This window comes from Streptomyces sp. cg35 (assembly GCF_050410835.1).
Classification (GTDB): Bacteria; Actinomycetota; Actinomycetes; order Streptomycetales; family Streptomycetaceae; genus Streptomyces.
The window spans coordinates 3,241,795-3,255,588 of sequence record NZ_CP191268.1 but is presented as its reverse complement, the minus strand read 5'-3'; the positions used below and the strand labels follow the sequence as shown (position 1 = coordinate 3,255,588).

11 protein-coding genes are annotated in these 13,794 nt (G+C 71.0%); 5 read left to right on the top strand and 6 right to left on the bottom strand.

The features are described from left to right. The first annotated feature begins 83 nt into the window (after window positions 1-83). From ACQUQD_RS14815 to ACQUQD_RS14795, 5 genes are all read left to right on the top strand, one after another. Window positions 84-1,793 carry a purine-cytosine permease family protein gene (locus tag ACQUQD_RS14815; protein ID WP_428952534.1) on the top strand — a complete coding sequence of 570 codons (1,710 nt, stop codon included), beginning with the start codon at window positions 84-86 and terminating at the stop codon, window positions 1,791-1,793. 222 nt (window positions 1,794-2,015) lie between these two features. Beyond that, a complete protein-coding gene (locus ACQUQD_RS14810) occupies window positions 2,016-2,219 on the top strand; it encodes an SPOR domain-containing protein (protein WP_428952533.1) in 204 nt (67 codons plus the stop codon). Between the two features lie 21 nt (window positions 2,220-2,240). Further along, on the top strand, window positions 2,241-2,693 hold the full coding sequence (locus ACQUQD_RS14805) for a (deoxy)nucleoside triphosphate pyrophosphohydrolase (RefSeq protein WP_428952532.1): 453 nt from the start codon (window positions 2,241-2,243) through the stop codon (window positions 2,691-2,693). Between the two features lie 144 nt (window positions 2,694-2,837). Then, on the top strand, window positions 2,838-3,254 hold the full coding sequence (locus ACQUQD_RS14800) for an ATP-binding protein (protein ID WP_428952531.1): 417 nt from the start codon (window positions 2,838-2,840) through the stop codon (window positions 3,252-3,254). Between the two features lie 209 nt (window positions 3,255-3,463). After that, complete coding sequence (locus ACQUQD_RS14795; protein ID WP_428952530.1) at window positions 3,464-6,085, top strand: SpoIIE family protein phosphatase; 2,622 nt, start codon at window positions 3,464-3,466, stop codon at window positions 6,083-6,085. Here the strand turns inward: ACQUQD_RS14795 and ACQUQD_RS14790 are convergent. From ACQUQD_RS14790 to ACQUQD_RS14765, 6 genes are all read right to left on the bottom strand, one after another. After that, window positions 6,082-6,807 carry a PspA/IM30 family protein gene (locus ACQUQD_RS14790; protein ID WP_428952529.1) on the bottom strand — a complete coding sequence of 242 codons (726 nt, stop codon included), beginning with the start codon at window positions 6,805-6,807 and terminating at the stop codon, window positions 6,082-6,084. The genes ACQUQD_RS14795 and ACQUQD_RS14790 overlap by 4 nt on opposite strands. A gap of 56 nt (window positions 6,808-6,863) precedes the next feature. Next, window positions 6,864-8,921 carry a TPM domain-containing protein gene (locus ACQUQD_RS14785; RefSeq protein WP_428952528.1) on the bottom strand — a complete coding sequence of 686 codons (2,058 nt, stop codon included), beginning with the start codon at window positions 8,919-8,921 and terminating at the stop codon, window positions 6,864-6,866. A gap of 327 nt (window positions 8,922-9,248) precedes the next feature. Continuing rightward, window positions 9,249-10,445: a glycoside hydrolase family 1 protein gene (locus ACQUQD_RS14780; protein WP_428952527.1), complete on the bottom strand. Its 1,197-nt coding sequence runs from the start codon at window positions 10,443-10,445 to the stop codon at window positions 9,249-9,251. Between the two features lie 79 nt (window positions 10,446-10,524). Continuing rightward, on the bottom strand, window positions 10,525-11,415 hold the full coding sequence (locus ACQUQD_RS14775) for a carbohydrate ABC transporter permease (RefSeq protein WP_428952526.1): 891 nt from the start codon (window positions 11,413-11,415) through the stop codon (window positions 10,525-10,527). Continuing rightward, window positions 11,412-12,413 (bottom strand): carbohydrate ABC transporter permease, encoded by a 1,002-nt coding sequence (locus ACQUQD_RS14770; protein WP_428952525.1) that lies wholly within the window; start codon window positions 12,411-12,413, stop codon window positions 11,412-11,414. The genes ACQUQD_RS14775 and ACQUQD_RS14770 overlap by 4 nt, the downstream gene beginning before the upstream one ends. A gap of 51 nt (window positions 12,414-12,464) precedes the next feature. After that, window positions 12,465-13,709, bottom strand: a complete 1,245-nt coding sequence (locus ACQUQD_RS14765) for a sugar ABC transporter substrate-binding protein (protein WP_428952524.1) — start codon at window positions 13,707-13,709, stop codon at window positions 12,465-12,467. Window positions 13,710-13,794 lie beyond the last annotated feature (85 nt).

Below are 13,794 nucleotides of genomic sequence, written 5' to 3'. Positions count from 1 at the left end.
TTGTCATGCACGCCTCCTACCTTCCTTCTGCGTACCGGCCGTACCGGTATACCGCTGACGGATGGACGAACGGGAAGCCGACGATGACCGAGACCGCCCTGCCCACCGCCGATCCGGCGGCCCCCGAACCGCCCGACGGGGGCACGCCCAAGCGCAGTTACGCCAAGCTGGCGGCCGACGAGTCCCGCGAGGACTTCTCGCTGCGCTACGCCCCGCACTCCTACCGGCGCTGGTCGCCGACGATGGTCGCATCCACGGCGCTCGGCGGCATCGCCTACCTCGCGGACTTCGCGATCGGGGCGTCGATCGTGTTCACGTACGGATTCACCAGCGGTCTCGCCTCGATCCTGTGCGCGGCGACGATCATCTTCCTGACCGGCATCCCGATCGCCCGGGCCTGCGCCAAATACGGCCTGGACATGGACCTCATCACGCGCGGCGCCGGCTTCGGCTACTTCGGGTCGACGCTGACCTCGCTGATCTACGCCTCGTTCACGTTCATCTTCTTCGCGCTCGAAGGCTCGATCATGGCGCAGGCGATGCACGAGGTCGTCGGACTCCCGCTGCCCATCGGATATCTGATGACGACGCTCATCGTCATCCCGATCGTGTTCCGCGGGATGGGCGCGCTGGCCAAGGTGCAGGCGTGGACGCAGCCCATCTGGCTGATCGGGCTGGTGCTGCCGTTCGTGATCCTGCTGTTCCACTCGCCGGGCTCGTTCGGGGAGTTCACGCACTTCGGCGGCACCGAGGGGGCCGGCAGCGGCTTCTCCTGGCTCGGCTTCGGGCTGGGGACCGGCGTAGCGCTGTCCCTCATCGCGCAGATCGGCGAGCAGGCCGACTACCTCCGCTTCATGCCGGCCAAGACGGACGCGAACAGGAAGCGATGGAATCTGGCCGTTCTCGCCGCGGGTCCCGGCTGGGTGATCATCGGTGCCGCGAAGCAGATCGGCGGCGCGCTGCTCGCCTTCGTGGCGCTGGAGGCCGTCGGCAAGACGCACGCGCTGGAGCCCATCGCCCCGCAGGTCGAGGCGCTCAAGCCGTGGCTGGGCTCGGTGGCGCTGCCGATCGCCGCGCTGTTCGTCGTCGTGTCACAGATCAAGATCAACGTCACGAACGCCTACAGCGGCTCGCTGTCCTGGTCGAACTTCTTCTCCCGCGTGACCCACCGTCACCCGGGCCGGGTCTGGTACATCTTCCTCAACCTCGCCATCGCGCTGACGCTGATGGAGATGAACATGTTCGCCGCGCTCAACAAGCTGCTCGGCTTCTACTCGAACGTGGGCATCGCCTGGATCGCGGCCGTCGCCGCCGACCTCGTCATCAACAAGCGGGTGGGCTGGAGCCCCAAGTACATCGAGTTCAAGCGCGCGTACCTGTACGCCGTGAACCCCGCGGGCTTCGGCTCGATGGTGATCGCGTCGGTCGTCTCCATCATGGCGTTCTTCGGCCTCTTCGGTGAGTACGCGGAAGCCTTCTCGACCTTCATCGCGGCCGGCCTCGCGCTGATCCTGTGCCCGCTGATCGCCTGGGCGACGAAGGGCAAGTACTACCTGGCCCGCCCGAATCCGGTGAACGGTCCGGACGTGGATGTCGAGGACATCACCGCGACGCATCTGTGCAGCGTCTGCGAGACGGCGTACGAACTCCCGGACATCGCCGACTGCCCCGTGCAGTCCGGACCGATCTGTTCGCTGTGCTGCTCCCTGGATGCGGAGTGTGGCGACGCCTGCACGAAGCGGCCGTCGGGCGAGCCGGTTCTGATGCCGATACCGACGGTGCGCACGAGCTGAAACGGCACCACTGGGGGACAGGGGGCGCATCTATGCAGATGCGCCCCCTCGGCGTGGTCGCGAAGCGTCGCCGCGGTGGCTTGTTGCGTATCTCTTTGTGCCAATGCGTATCCGCTCCGTAAAGGTCAGGCGTACGCTCGGGCATATGCGGATTGCGGTTTCCTCAGAATCCTTAGGGGGCGGGGCGCGATGCGAGCCGGAGTCGGGGAGTGGAGGGGCGCGATGACGGACAGCACGACCACACTTCCGTGGCTTGTCATACGTCAGGACGACAACGGCAACCGCTACCGCGTCGGGCGGTACGCGACGAGGGCCGAGGCCCAGCGCATCGCCGACAGCCTCGACGACCGCGGCCACAAGCAGCTCTACTGGGTCGAGCGCCTCGCCCAGACCGCGGGCCCGGGACAGAACGGAACGGTGCGCTGACGGAGCCGTAGGCTCCGGCACATGTCTTCCGCACCCTCAGCAGAACCGATCGTGGTGGTCGCCGCCGCCCTGTACGACGACGCGGGCCGCCTGCTCGCCGCGCGACGGAGTGCGCCCCCCGAGCTCGCGGGCCGCTGGGAACTGCCCGGTGGCAAGGTGGAGCCGGGCGAGACCCCCGAGGACGCCCTGGTCCGCGAGCTGGACGAGGAGCTCGGCGTGGCGGCCGAGCCGGTCGACCGGGTGCCGGGCGAGTGGCCCCTGAAACCCGGCTATGTGCTGCACGTATGGCGCACCCGCCTGCTCTCCGGAACCCCGGCCGCGCTCCAGGACCACGACGAGCTGCGCTGGCTGTCGACCGGCGAGATCTGGTCGGTCGACTGGCTGGATCAGGACGTCGGCGCGGTGCGGGAGGTGCTCGACGGGACGCTGCGGGACGCCGGCGGGCCGCCGTCCCGCCACGGCGCACAGGCGTGATCCGGGCCGACCGGAAGAGCCGCGCGTACGCCGTCCGTACCACCGCGCCCCCATGGAGGCGATAGCACGCGGCCACGTCAGGGTATATCCCGATTAACACTCTGAAACCGGACAGATCTCTCGCGGGCCAGGGAAGTGATCGGCGTGCTCCACACCGACGGCGACTGCGCCGAGTGGGCCTTCCCCGCCGACCCGACGGCGGTCCGCAGGGCCCGCTGGGCGGTCCGGACGCAGCTCGGCGACTGGGGCCTCGACGAACTCGGAGACGTCACCGCACTGCTGGTCAGCGAGCTGGTCACCAATTCACTGCGGTACGCGTCGGGCCCCATCGGGGTCCGCCTGTGCCGCTCGCCCGGACCCGGCGGCGCTCGCGGCGCCCTCCTCGTGGAGGTCTCCGACCCGCTGCCCGACCCGCCCCGGGCCCGCGCCGCCGACCCCGACGACGAGGGCGGCCGAGGTCTGCAACTGGTCGCGGGTGCCTCGCGGCGCTGGGGCACGCGGCCGGGGGACGCGCGGACGGGCGGCAAAACCGTGTGGTTCGAGCTGGCCCTGCCTGGTTAGACGAGAGGTCAGAGCAGCAGGTGTGGGACGCCGTGTGTGGGTGCACCCGCACCCTGGGTACGGAAAGAGTCGGTCCTGACGGGCCAAAAAACGTCGGGAGCGTGGTGTGATCGTGAACACCGTGTTGTGCGGCTCCGTAGTGCTGGATACTGCGGGCAGCCGCCCCGGTGACCGGTGCCGGACGTGGTGAGCTGGAGGGGACGGTTCGCGTGAGCGAGATACCAGCGAAGGCCAAGGTGTCCGAGGGTCCCTCGGACACGGCGTCGACGCGGGATGCGGACCGGACGCCGCAAGACGGGATCGGGCCGAGTGCGGCCGATACCTGGCAGTCGAGCCCGCCGGGTTCGATCTACGACTACATCAAGGTCGCCTCCTTCTCCCTGGGGCCCGACGGACTGATCGACCAGTGGAGCCGACGGGCCGCGCGCCTCTTCGGCGTCGCGCCGGAGGACGCCGTCGGCAAGGACCCCATCGAGGCGTTCGTCCCCGCCGACCTGCGCGAGCGCGGTCACCGCAAGATGGCGGAGATCCTCGACGGCCGCGAGTGGACGGGCGTCGTCCCGTTCCGGATGCCGCCCGAGGACGGCGCGGACGCGTCGGCGGACCGGCCCACCGGCCGCGCCGAGGTCTACGTGATGCCGACGACCACCGATTCCGGCGAGCACGCCGCGGTCTGCATCGTCGTGGACGTACGGACCCTGCGGCGCATCGAGACGGACCTCGCCTCCTCGCAGGCGATTTTCGGTCAATCTCCGTTCGGCTTCCTGCTGTTCGGCACCGACCTCAAGGTGCAGCGGGCCAACCGCACCTTCACCGCGGTCTTCGGCGGCCAGGTCGACGACCACCGCGGCCGCACCGTCCACGACTACCTGCCGCGCCACGAGGCCGACCGCGTGCAGGGCGCACTGCGCCGGGTCCTGGAGACCGGCGACGCCGTCACCGACATGCAGCTGGTGGGGACCGCCCCGGACTCGTCCGAGCGGCGCCACTGGTCCATCAACCTCTACCGCGTGCACAGCGGTTCGGGCCGCCCCATCGGCGTGGCCGGGCTCTCCACCGACGTCACCCGGCGCCACGCCGCCGCCCGCGAGGCCGCGCACGCCCGCCGCAACCTCGCGCTCCTGAACGAGGCCGGCGCGCGCATCGGCAACTCCCTGGACCTGGAGACGACCGCCCGCGAACTCCTCGACGTCGTCGTCCCCGGCTTCTGCGACCTGGCCTCCGTCGACCTGTACCAGGGCCTCCTCGCCGGCGACGAGGCCCCGCCGGGACTCGCCGACGGCAGCGCCGAGCTGCGCCGGGTCGCCGCCGCGAGCGCCGTCGCGGACGTGCCGTTCCTCGACCTGGGCGGCGAAGCGCCCGTCAGCGTAGGGGCGGTGCACCGCTTCGCGTTCAACTCGGCCTGCGCCGACGCCCTGCGCACCGCGCGCCCCCAGCTCCTGCCCGCCGAGCCGGGCGACCTCGTACAGTCCACGCTCGCCGTGCCGATGGTCGCGCACGACACGGTCGTCGGGCTCGTGCAGTTCTCCCGTACGAAGGGCAGCGAGCCGTTCAACGAGCGGGACCGGGCGCTCGCCGTGGAGCTGGCCGCGCGCGCCGCGGTCTGTATCGACAACGCGCGCCTGTACCGCCGCGAGCACGAGCGCGCCCTGATCCTGCAGCGCTCGCTCCTGCCGCCCGACAACCCCGAGGCGTCCGGCCTCGACATCGCCTGCCGCTATCTGCCCGGCAACGCGGCGACCGAGGTAGGCGGCGACTGGTTCGACGTCATCGAACTCCCCGGGCACCGGACCGCGCTGGTCGTCGGCGACGTCATGGGGCGCGGTCTGCGCGCCGCCGTCGCCATGGGCGAACTGCGCACGGCGGTACGGACCCTGGCGCTGCTCGACCTCGAACCGGCCGAAGTGCTCAGCGCGCTCGACGAGATCGCGCGCGGGCTCGGCACGCCCGGCGGCGTCCAGCAGGCGACGCGCGCGGCCCGCAGCAAGCCGTCCGACGCCGACCTCTCCGAGGTCTACCTCGCCACCTGCGTCTACGCGGTCTACGACGCCGTCACCCGGCGCTGCACCTTCGCCAACGCGGGGCATCTGCCGCCCGTCCTCGTCGAGCCGGGCGAGGGCGCTCTCATGCTCGACGTGCCGCCCGGGATGCCGCTCGGTGTGGGCGGCGAACCGTTCGAGGAGGTGGAGGTCGAACTGCCGGAGGGCTCGCTGCTCGCCCTTTACACGGACGGCCTCGTCGAGTCCCGGGACCACCCCCTGGACGAGGGGCTCTCCGCGTTCCGCGCGGCACTCGACGACCCGTCACCGGCGCTGGAGGACGTGTGCGACCACGTCCTCACCACCCTGGACACGCACCACGGCGAGGACGACATCGCCCTGCTCATGGCCCGGATCCAGGGGCTGCCGAGCGGGCACGTCGGCGACTGGACGCTGCCGCGCGAGCCGAAGTCCGTCGGGCGGGCCCGCGAGTTCACGCGGGCGCAGCTGACCGCCTGGGAGCTCGAACCCCTGGTGGACACCACCGAGTTGCTCGTCAGCGAGCTGGTCACCAACGCCCTGCGTTACGGAGAGGGCGACATCAGGCTCCGGCTGCTGCTCGACCGCACGCTGGTCTGCGAGGTGTGGGACGCGGGCCTCGTGCAGCCGCGGCGCCGCCGCGCCCGGGACACCGACGAGGGCGGCCGCGGCCTCCAGCTCGTCGGTCTGCTCAGCGCCGCCTGGGGCTCGCGCCGCACACCGCGCGGCAAGACCGTGTGGTTCGAACTCCCGCTGCCGGACGGCGGGTCGGCCCTCGTGGACCCCACGGAGGCGCTGCTCAGCCTGTTCTAGGAGGGGCTCTGGGATCCTGCCTTCAACGAGGCGAGCCGTGCCTCGATCTCGGCCGCGTCGCCGAGCGAGTCCAGCTGCTCGAACTGCGCGTCCAGTGAGGACTCGGCGAGCTCCTGCTTGCCGAGCGCCTTGGCCTCCTCGCGGCGCACCTTCTCCTCGAAGCGGTTCAGCTCGCTGGTGGGGTCCAGTACGTTGATGTTCTTCGCGGCGTCCATCATCTGGTTCTGCGCCTGCGCGGTCTTCGCGCGGGCCACCAACTGGTCGCGCTTCGACTGGAGGTCCGTCAGCTTGGCCTTCATCTGGTCCAGGCCCGACTTCAGCTTGTCGACCACCTCGGTCTGCGCGGCGATCGTCGGCTCGGCGCTCTTGGCCTCCTTCTCGGACTGCAGCTGCCGCCCGAGCGCGACCTTCGCGAGGTTGTCGAACGTGTCGGCCTCCGCCGCGGTCCCGGCGGCCCGCAGCTCGTCCGCCTTCTTGCTGGCGGCGAGCGCCTTGGTGCCCCACTCGGCGGCCGCGTCCACGTCCTCCTTGTGGTCCTGCTCCAGCATCCGCAGATTGCCGATGGTGGCCGACACGGCGTCCTCGGCCTCCCGGATGTTGTTCGTGTAATCGCGGATCAGCTGGTCGAGCATCTTCTGGGGATCCTCGGCGCTGTCGAGCAGCGCGTTGATGTTCGCCTTCGCGAGCGTCGCCACCCGGCTGAAGATTGTCTGCTTCGTCATGGTCAAGTCCCTTGGAGCGTAGGCTCGTCGTGGTGGTCGAGGTGGGCGAATGCTGGTCAGAAACGTCCGCCGCCGCCTCTGCGGCCGCGGGTCCCCCCTCCGCCGAAGCTGCCGGGCCCGCCGCCCCCGCCGCCGAACCCGCCGCGTCCGCCGCCGCCCATGCCACGACTCGCGCCGCCCAGGATCTGGCCGAGGATGATCCCGCCGAGCACGGCGCCACCGGTGCCGCCCCCGCCCCGGCCGCCGCCTCCGTAAGGGTTGCCGTACGAGCGCACGTCCCGCTCGGCGAGCGACTGCGCCTGCCGGGCCAGCGCGTCGGCCTGCTGCGCCTCCGCGAGCGCCGCGCACGCGTCGCTCTCCTCGGCGCCCTGTGCGTTCGCCAGATGCCGCTGGGCCTCCGCGAGCCGGGTGCGGGCCTCGCTGCCGACGGCGCCGCGGTGCGTCGTGATGAAGTCGGCCGCCGCGCCGGTGCTGCTGCGCGCCGCGAGCAGGGCCTGCCCGAGGAGCGAGCGGGCACGCGCGGTGCCCGCCTCGCGCTCCCGCGCCGCCGCGAGCGCCTCGTCGAGCGCCGCGTCCGCCTCCTCCACCCGGCGCAGTGCGTCGATCGGGTCGTACGAGCCCGCGGCCAGCTCCCTGCGGACGTCGCCGACGACGGACTCGGCGCGCGCGATGCGGCCGCGCAGATCGGCCGTCGACACGCCCTGCGTGGTCCCTTCGAGCAGGCCGCGTGCGTCCGCGAGATCCGCCTCGGACTCGGTGAGCGCGGCGGGCAGCTTCTCCTGCGCCTCGGCGAGTTCGCCGGCCAGCCGCTCGATCGCGGTGACGAACGTGCCGGCCTGGTCGACGGCGCCCTCGGCCGCCCGCAGGAAGACGGCGGCCTTGCCGTTGTCGCCCGCGTCGACGGACTGGCGGGCCTGGTTGAGGTTGGTCGTGGCGAACACGAGCCGGTCCTTGGCCTGTTCGAGGTGACCGGCGACGGGCAGCAGCGCGGCGGGCGCGTACCGCGCGCCGAGCGCGGTCAGGGTCTCCTGCGCGCGGCCGGTGTGCGCCGTGAGCTCGCGGAAGGCCCGCTCGGCGTTGGCCAGCGCCTCGGGCGCCGTCTGCTCCAGGGAGCGCAGCCGGTCGAAGTCCTCGGACTCCTTGTCGAGCCGTCGTCCCGCCTCGGTGCAGCGGCTGATGATCTCGTCGAGCATCCGCCGCTTCGTCGCGTCGTCCTCGGGGAACGCGTCGTCGAGCTGCTGGCGCAGCTTGAACGCCGCCGTCAGCTCCGACTGCGCATAGCCGAGCGCCTCCTGGAACGGCTTCACCGCCTCCTCCCCGAACTGGGCGGTGGCGAAGCCGAGTTCCTCGGTACTGGTGCGCACCGAGTCGTCGGTCTCCACCAGCAGGTGCCGGGCCTGCTGGTCGAGCTCGGGCAGCGGTGTGGCCTGCGGCTTGCCCCAGCCCTGGGTGCCCGCCGCGCCCCCGCCCGGCGTGGTGCGGCCGTTCATCCGCTTCTTGCGCCGGGTGTACGAGTACGCGGCCAGGGCCCCCGCGCCGCCGACGGCGATGACGGGGAGCACCAGGTCCCCGGTGCCGGTCCCGCCGCTGTCGCCGCTCGCGCCCGGGTCGACGGCGCCCGGCGTGATCGTCGGGGTGGGCACGGGCCGGCCCGCGACGACGGCCCCGATCCCGTCCGCGGCACCGATCGCGGCGCCGGCCCAGTCGTTCTTGCGCAGGGCCGGCTCGACGGCGGTCCCCGCGATCTCCTGGATCTGGGCGTCGGTCAGCCGGGAGTCCTGGTCCACGGAGAGCGCGTACTGCCGGTCGTGGGTGGCCACGGCGAGGAGTACGTCGTTGAGGCCGAGGCCGTTCTTGTCGGCGGTGGCGTCGGCCCAGTCCTGCGCGGAGCGGCCGGAGAAGTCGCGTACGTAGGTGACGAAGAGCTGGATGCCGCGCTCGTCGTCGAGGTCGCCGAGCGCGGAGGCGACGACGTCCTCCCGGTCCCCGAGGGCGTCCACCTTGTCGGTGATCTGGCCGGTGCGGGAGAGGGTGACCGGGTCGTCGGCGCGGGCGGAGGCGGCGGGCAGCAGCAGCCAGAGCAGTGCGAGCAGCGCGGCCGCAGCTGTCCGCACGGCTATCGGGGCCGGGCGTGGGCGACTCTCGGACGGGGGCACATTTCGGAGGTTATGTCCGTATGGAGGGTGTCGCGACCGGGGCGCCCCCACAGCGCCCACGGCCGCGGCACCCGGTCTGCGGCGGCCCGGGCCCTTCCGGGCCGGCCCCGCTCTCGCGGGCCCGCGGGGTCAGGGGCCGCGGGCCCGCGAACGGGCCGGGTCCGCGGGGTCAGGGTCCGCGGTCCCGTACGTCTCGGAGCGGCCGGCGGGGGGTGCGCCGCTCCGGACGGTCATGGGGCGGGTGCCGGCGTCTGCTGCGCGGGCACCCACCGGCAGGGAGGGGGGTCAGCCGCGCGGCAGGACCCGCTCGCGCCCCAGGCCGCCGAGCCAGACGGCGGCGGGCTTCGCGGTGCGCTCGAAGGTGCCGGGGGCGACGGAGATCAGGCCGAAGGTCGCCTTGTAGGTGCCCCACTCGTAGTTGTCGAGCGCGCTCCAGGCCAGGTAGCCCCGGACGTCGATGCCGTCCTCCATGCAGGCGGCGACGGCGTCGAGCGCGCCCGCGTAGTAGTCGATACGGCGGTCCTCGTCACCGGTGGCGATCCCGTTCTCGGTGACGATCAGCGGCACGCCGGGACCTACCAGCGCGGCGGTGTGCCGGATCGCGTGGCCGACGGCGGCCGGGTAGTACTCCCACTGCGTCAGGGTCCGCTCCGCGTCGTCCGGCGCCGGGACGGGACCCTGCGCACCGATCTTCGTCCGGGTGTAGGACTGCACGCCGATCCAGTCGTCGCCGCGCGCGGCCTCGATGAAGACGTCCTCGCGCGGGGCCCGGTAGGCGGCGGTGACGTCCTCGGCGCCGGGCAGCGCCTGGTAGACCTGATTGGCGATCGTCCAGCCCACCTGGATCCCTGCGTCGAGGGACCGCACCGCCTTCACCGCGGCGTGGTGCGCGGCGATGACGGCGTGGGTCGTCTCCTCGTCGGGGAACGGCAGACCGGCGGGCGGGAAGCCCTGCTCGCCCCGCTTGGCGAGGCCCGCCATCACGGCGATCATGTTCGGCTCGTTGATGGTGCAGACGTGGCTCACGCCCTCGCCGATGATGGGCGCGCACTCCTCGACGTACCGCGCGAAGAGCTCCACGGCGCCGTCGGCGGTCCACCCGCCGAAGTCCTCGAACCACTGCGGGACGGTGAAGTGGTGCAGCGTCACCATCGGCCGCAGCCCGCGGGCGAGCGCGCCCTCCACCATCCGCCGGTAGTGCGCGATCTCGGCCTGGGAGAAGTACCCGCGGGCCGGCTCGATCCGGGCCCACTCCACGCTGAACCGGTAGTCGGTGAAGCCGAGTTCGGCGAGCAGGTCCATGTCCTGCTCCCAGCGGTGGTAGCTGTCGCAGGCGTCCAGGCTCGGCTCCTGGATCCCCGCTGCCGGGTCGTGCTCCTTGCGCCACCAGTCGCTGTTGATGTTGTTGCCCTCGATCTGGTGGGCGGCGGTGGAGGCGCCCCACAGGAAGCCGTCGGGGAAGGGGGTGCTGCTGCGCGTCATGGTGATGGCTGTCTTTCTGCGTGCGGGGGGAAGTGTGCGGGTCCGCGCGGGACCGGGGCGCGACGGTGGCCGGCGCCGGCTACTTCATGCCGGCGGTCGCGATGCCCTGGGTGAAGTGCCGTTGCAGGACGGCGAAGACCAGCAGGACCGGCAGGACGACGAGCAGCGAGCCCGCCATGAGCATTCCGTTGCCGCCGCCCACCGTGCGGTTGGGGTCGTTGGCGAAGGTCGCGAGGGCCACCGGGAGCGTGTACTTGCCGGGGTCGTTGGTCGCGATCAGCGGCCAGATGAAGTTGTTCCACGACCCGAGGAACGTGAAGATCGTCAGCGTCGCGAGGGCGGGCTTGACCAGCGGGAGAACGATCCGCCAGAAGATGTACCACTCGCCCGCGCCGTCCATCCGGGCCGCCTCGAGCAGCTCGTCGGGGATGGTGACCATGAACTGCCGCATCAGGAAGACCCCGAAGGCCCCGGCGGCGAAGGGCAGGACGAGCCCCATGTAGCTGTCGAGCAGATTCAGCTTGTTCATCAGCACGTACAGCGGAAGGATCATGAGGTTGCCCGGCACCATCAGGGCGGCGAGCACGACCCCGAAGACCTTCGAGCGGCCGCTGAAGTTCAGCTTGGCCAGGGCGTAGCCGAGCATCGAGCAGAACAGCAGATTGCACACGGTCACGAGCACCGCGACGATCAGCGAGTTCAGGAAGTAGCGCGGCATGTCGAGCTGGTCGAGCAGGTCGCTGAAGTTCTGCAGCGTCCAGGTCGAGGGGAGCCACACCGGCGGGCTGGCCGTCAGGTCCTTCTTGGTCTTGAAGGCGCTGAGCGCCATCCACAGGAAGGGGGCGGCCATCACCAGCAGGCCGAGCGAGGCGACGACGTAGAGCAGTGGTCTGCGGACGCGGCCCTCGCGGCGGCCCGGACGGGCCGGGGCGGTGGACGGCGGAGCCGGTGCGGCGTGCTGGGCGCTCATTTCGTGTTGTCCTTCATCAGTCGCAGCTGCAGCACCGTGATGCCCATGATCACCACGAACAGGACGTACGCCATGGCGCTCGCGTAGCCCATGTTGAAGAAGTTGAAGCCTTCGCGGTACATGTCGAGCGACACGGTCAGCGTGGCGTCGGACGGCCCGCCCTGCGTCATCACGAACGGCTCCTCGAACACGTTCAGGTAGCCGATCGTCGTGATGACCGTGGCGTACAGCAGGGTCGGGCGCAGCAGCGGCACCGTGATGCGGCGCAGCTCCTGCCAGGCGCCGGCCCCGTCGAGCCGGGCGGCCTCGCGCACCTCGGTGGGGATGGCCTGGAGTCCGGCGATCATCAGGACCATGACGGTGCCGAGGTTGCGCCAGACCGCCATCGCGATCAGCGAGGGCATGGCCCAGGTCTCGGAGCCGAGGAAGTCCGGTGTGGAGAAGCCGAACTGCGCGCCGAGGCCCGCGATCAGACCGTCCGACGGGTCGAGCACGAACCGCCAGACGATCGCCACGGCGACGATGGTCGTGACCACCGGCGCGTAGAAGCCGACCCGGAAGAAGGTGCGGGCCCGGTCGATGCCGTTGTTGAGCAGGATCGCGATGAGCAGTCCGAGCCCGATGGTCAGCGGCACCCCGACGACGACGAAGTAGGCCGTGTTGAACAGGGCCTTGAGGAACTTGTCGTCGCCGAACAGCTGGACGTAGTTGTCGAAGCCGACGAACTTCGCCTCCAGCGGCCGGGTGACGTTGCGCCGCCCGAAGTCGGTGAAGCTCATCAGGAGCGTCGCGACGATCGGGAAGAGCATGAAGACGCCGAACAGCACCAGGAAGGGGGTGGAGAACAGCCAGCCGGCCAGGTTCTGCTTTCCCATCGAGCGCTTCCTGCCGCGCCCCTTGCCGGGAGCGGTCCCGGGATCCGGGGCCTTGACGGCCCCGGACCGCGGGGGAGTGGGCCGCTCAGCGGCGGCGCCACCGGGTGTCGTGGTGGACGACATGGTCTGCCCTTCGGACCGATTGCGTACGCGATCTCACAGCTGGAGCGTCGGTTACTTCACGAGGCTCTCGATCTCGCCCTGGGCCTTGTCGAGCGCTTCCTTCGCGGAGGACTTGCCCTGGGTGACGGACTCGACGGCCTCGTCGATCTTCGAGGTGATCTCGGTCCACTTCGGCTGGACCGGGGAGACCTTGGCGGACTCCATCTGGGCCTTCCAGACCTTCATGTTCGGGTCGGTGGCGAGCTCACCGGACTTCCAGGCATTGAGATTGGCCGGGAGGTCCTTGGTGCGCTTGAACCAGTCGGACTGCCCCTTGGCGTCGGTCAGGTACCGGATGAACTCCTTGGCGGCGGCCTTGTGCTCGCTGTCCGCGGAGATCGTCAGGGCGGAGCCGCCGGCCATGGACGCGGAGGTCTTGTCGGTGGGCACGCTCGCGACGGCCCACTTGCCCTTGAGGTCGGGGTAGTTGTCGTCGAGCAGCCCCATGATCCAGGGACCGCCGAAGAACATCGGCACGGCGCCGGTGTTGAAGTCCTTGGTCACGTCGTAGCCGGGACGTACGGACTTCTCGCTGAGGCCCTTCTTGAAGTAACTGCCGTAGTTCTGAAGGGCCTTGACGGCGGCGGGGCTGTTGGCGACGACCTTGCCGCCGTCCGTGACGATCTCGCCGCCGGCGGAGTACAGGAACTGGTAGAAGCTCTGCACGGTGTCGAGCCCGCCCGGCTGGATGGACAGGCCCCACTTGGAGCCGGCCTTGGCCTGGTACTTCTCGGCGGCCTGCTGCAGCTCGGCCATGGTGGCCGGGGCCTTGTCGACGCCGGCCTTCTTCGCGAGGTCGGTGCGGTAGAAGAGCACGCGGGTGTCGACGTACCACGGCACACCGTAGGTGTCGCCGTCGACGGTGCCCTGCTGCCAGCCCGCCGGGAAGAAGTCCTTCTCCTGGAAGACCTTGGTGTCGACCGGCTCCAGGGCGCCCATGTCGGCGAACTCGCCCATGTAGCTCCCGCCCATCTGCATCACGTCGGGCAGCCGTCCGGCGGCCGCGGCGGCGACGAGCTTCTGGTGGGCGACGTCCCAGCCGATCGGGGTGACCTTGACCGTGATGTTCGGGTTGGCCTTCTCGTAGACCTTGGCGACGTCGGCGAGCTTCTCGCCCTCGGTGCCCATGGCCCAGACCGACAGGGTCTGCTTCTTGTCCGCCGCGACGTCGCCGCCGCCGGAACCGCCACAGGCGGTGAGGGTCAGCGCGGACGCCAGGCTGACGGCGATCGCGGCGGTGGTGGCGCGGCGGTTCATGGACGGCTCCTCCTTGAGCGGACCGTGGATGTATGCGCTGTCTGTAAGCGCATACATCACTCTGTGGCAGCCCGGCCGGATGTGG

Coding starts and splice junctions, on each gene's coding strand:
- ACQUQD_RS14815 (WP_428952534.1), top strand. CDS start 84: ATGACCGAGACCGCCCTGCCCACCGCCGATCCGGCGGCCCCCGAACCG.
- ACQUQD_RS14810 (WP_428952533.1), top strand. CDS start 2,016: ATGACGGACAGCACGACCACACTTCCGTGGCTTGTCATACGTCAGGAC.
- ACQUQD_RS14805 (WP_428952532.1), top strand. CDS start 2,241: ATGTCTTCCGCACCCTCAGCAGAACCGATCGTGGTGGTCGCCGCCGCC.
- ACQUQD_RS14790 (WP_428952529.1), bottom strand. CDS start 6,807: ATGACGAAGCAGACAATCTTCAGCCGGGTGGCGACGCTCGCGAAGGCG.
- ACQUQD_RS14780 (WP_428952527.1), bottom strand. CDS start 10,445: ATGACGCGCAGCAGCACCCCCTTCCCCGACGGCTTCCTGTGGGGCGCC.
- ACQUQD_RS14775 (WP_428952526.1), bottom strand. CDS start 11,415: ATGAGCGCCCAGCACGCCGCACCGGCTCCGCCGTCCACCGCCCCGGCC.
- ACQUQD_RS14770 (WP_428952525.1), bottom strand. CDS start 12,413: ATGTCGTCCACCACGACACCCGGTGGCGCCGCCGCTGAGCGGCCCACT.
- ACQUQD_RS14765 (WP_428952524.1), bottom strand. CDS start 13,709: ATGAACCGCCGCGCCACCACCGCCGCGATCGCCGTCAGCCTGGCGTCC.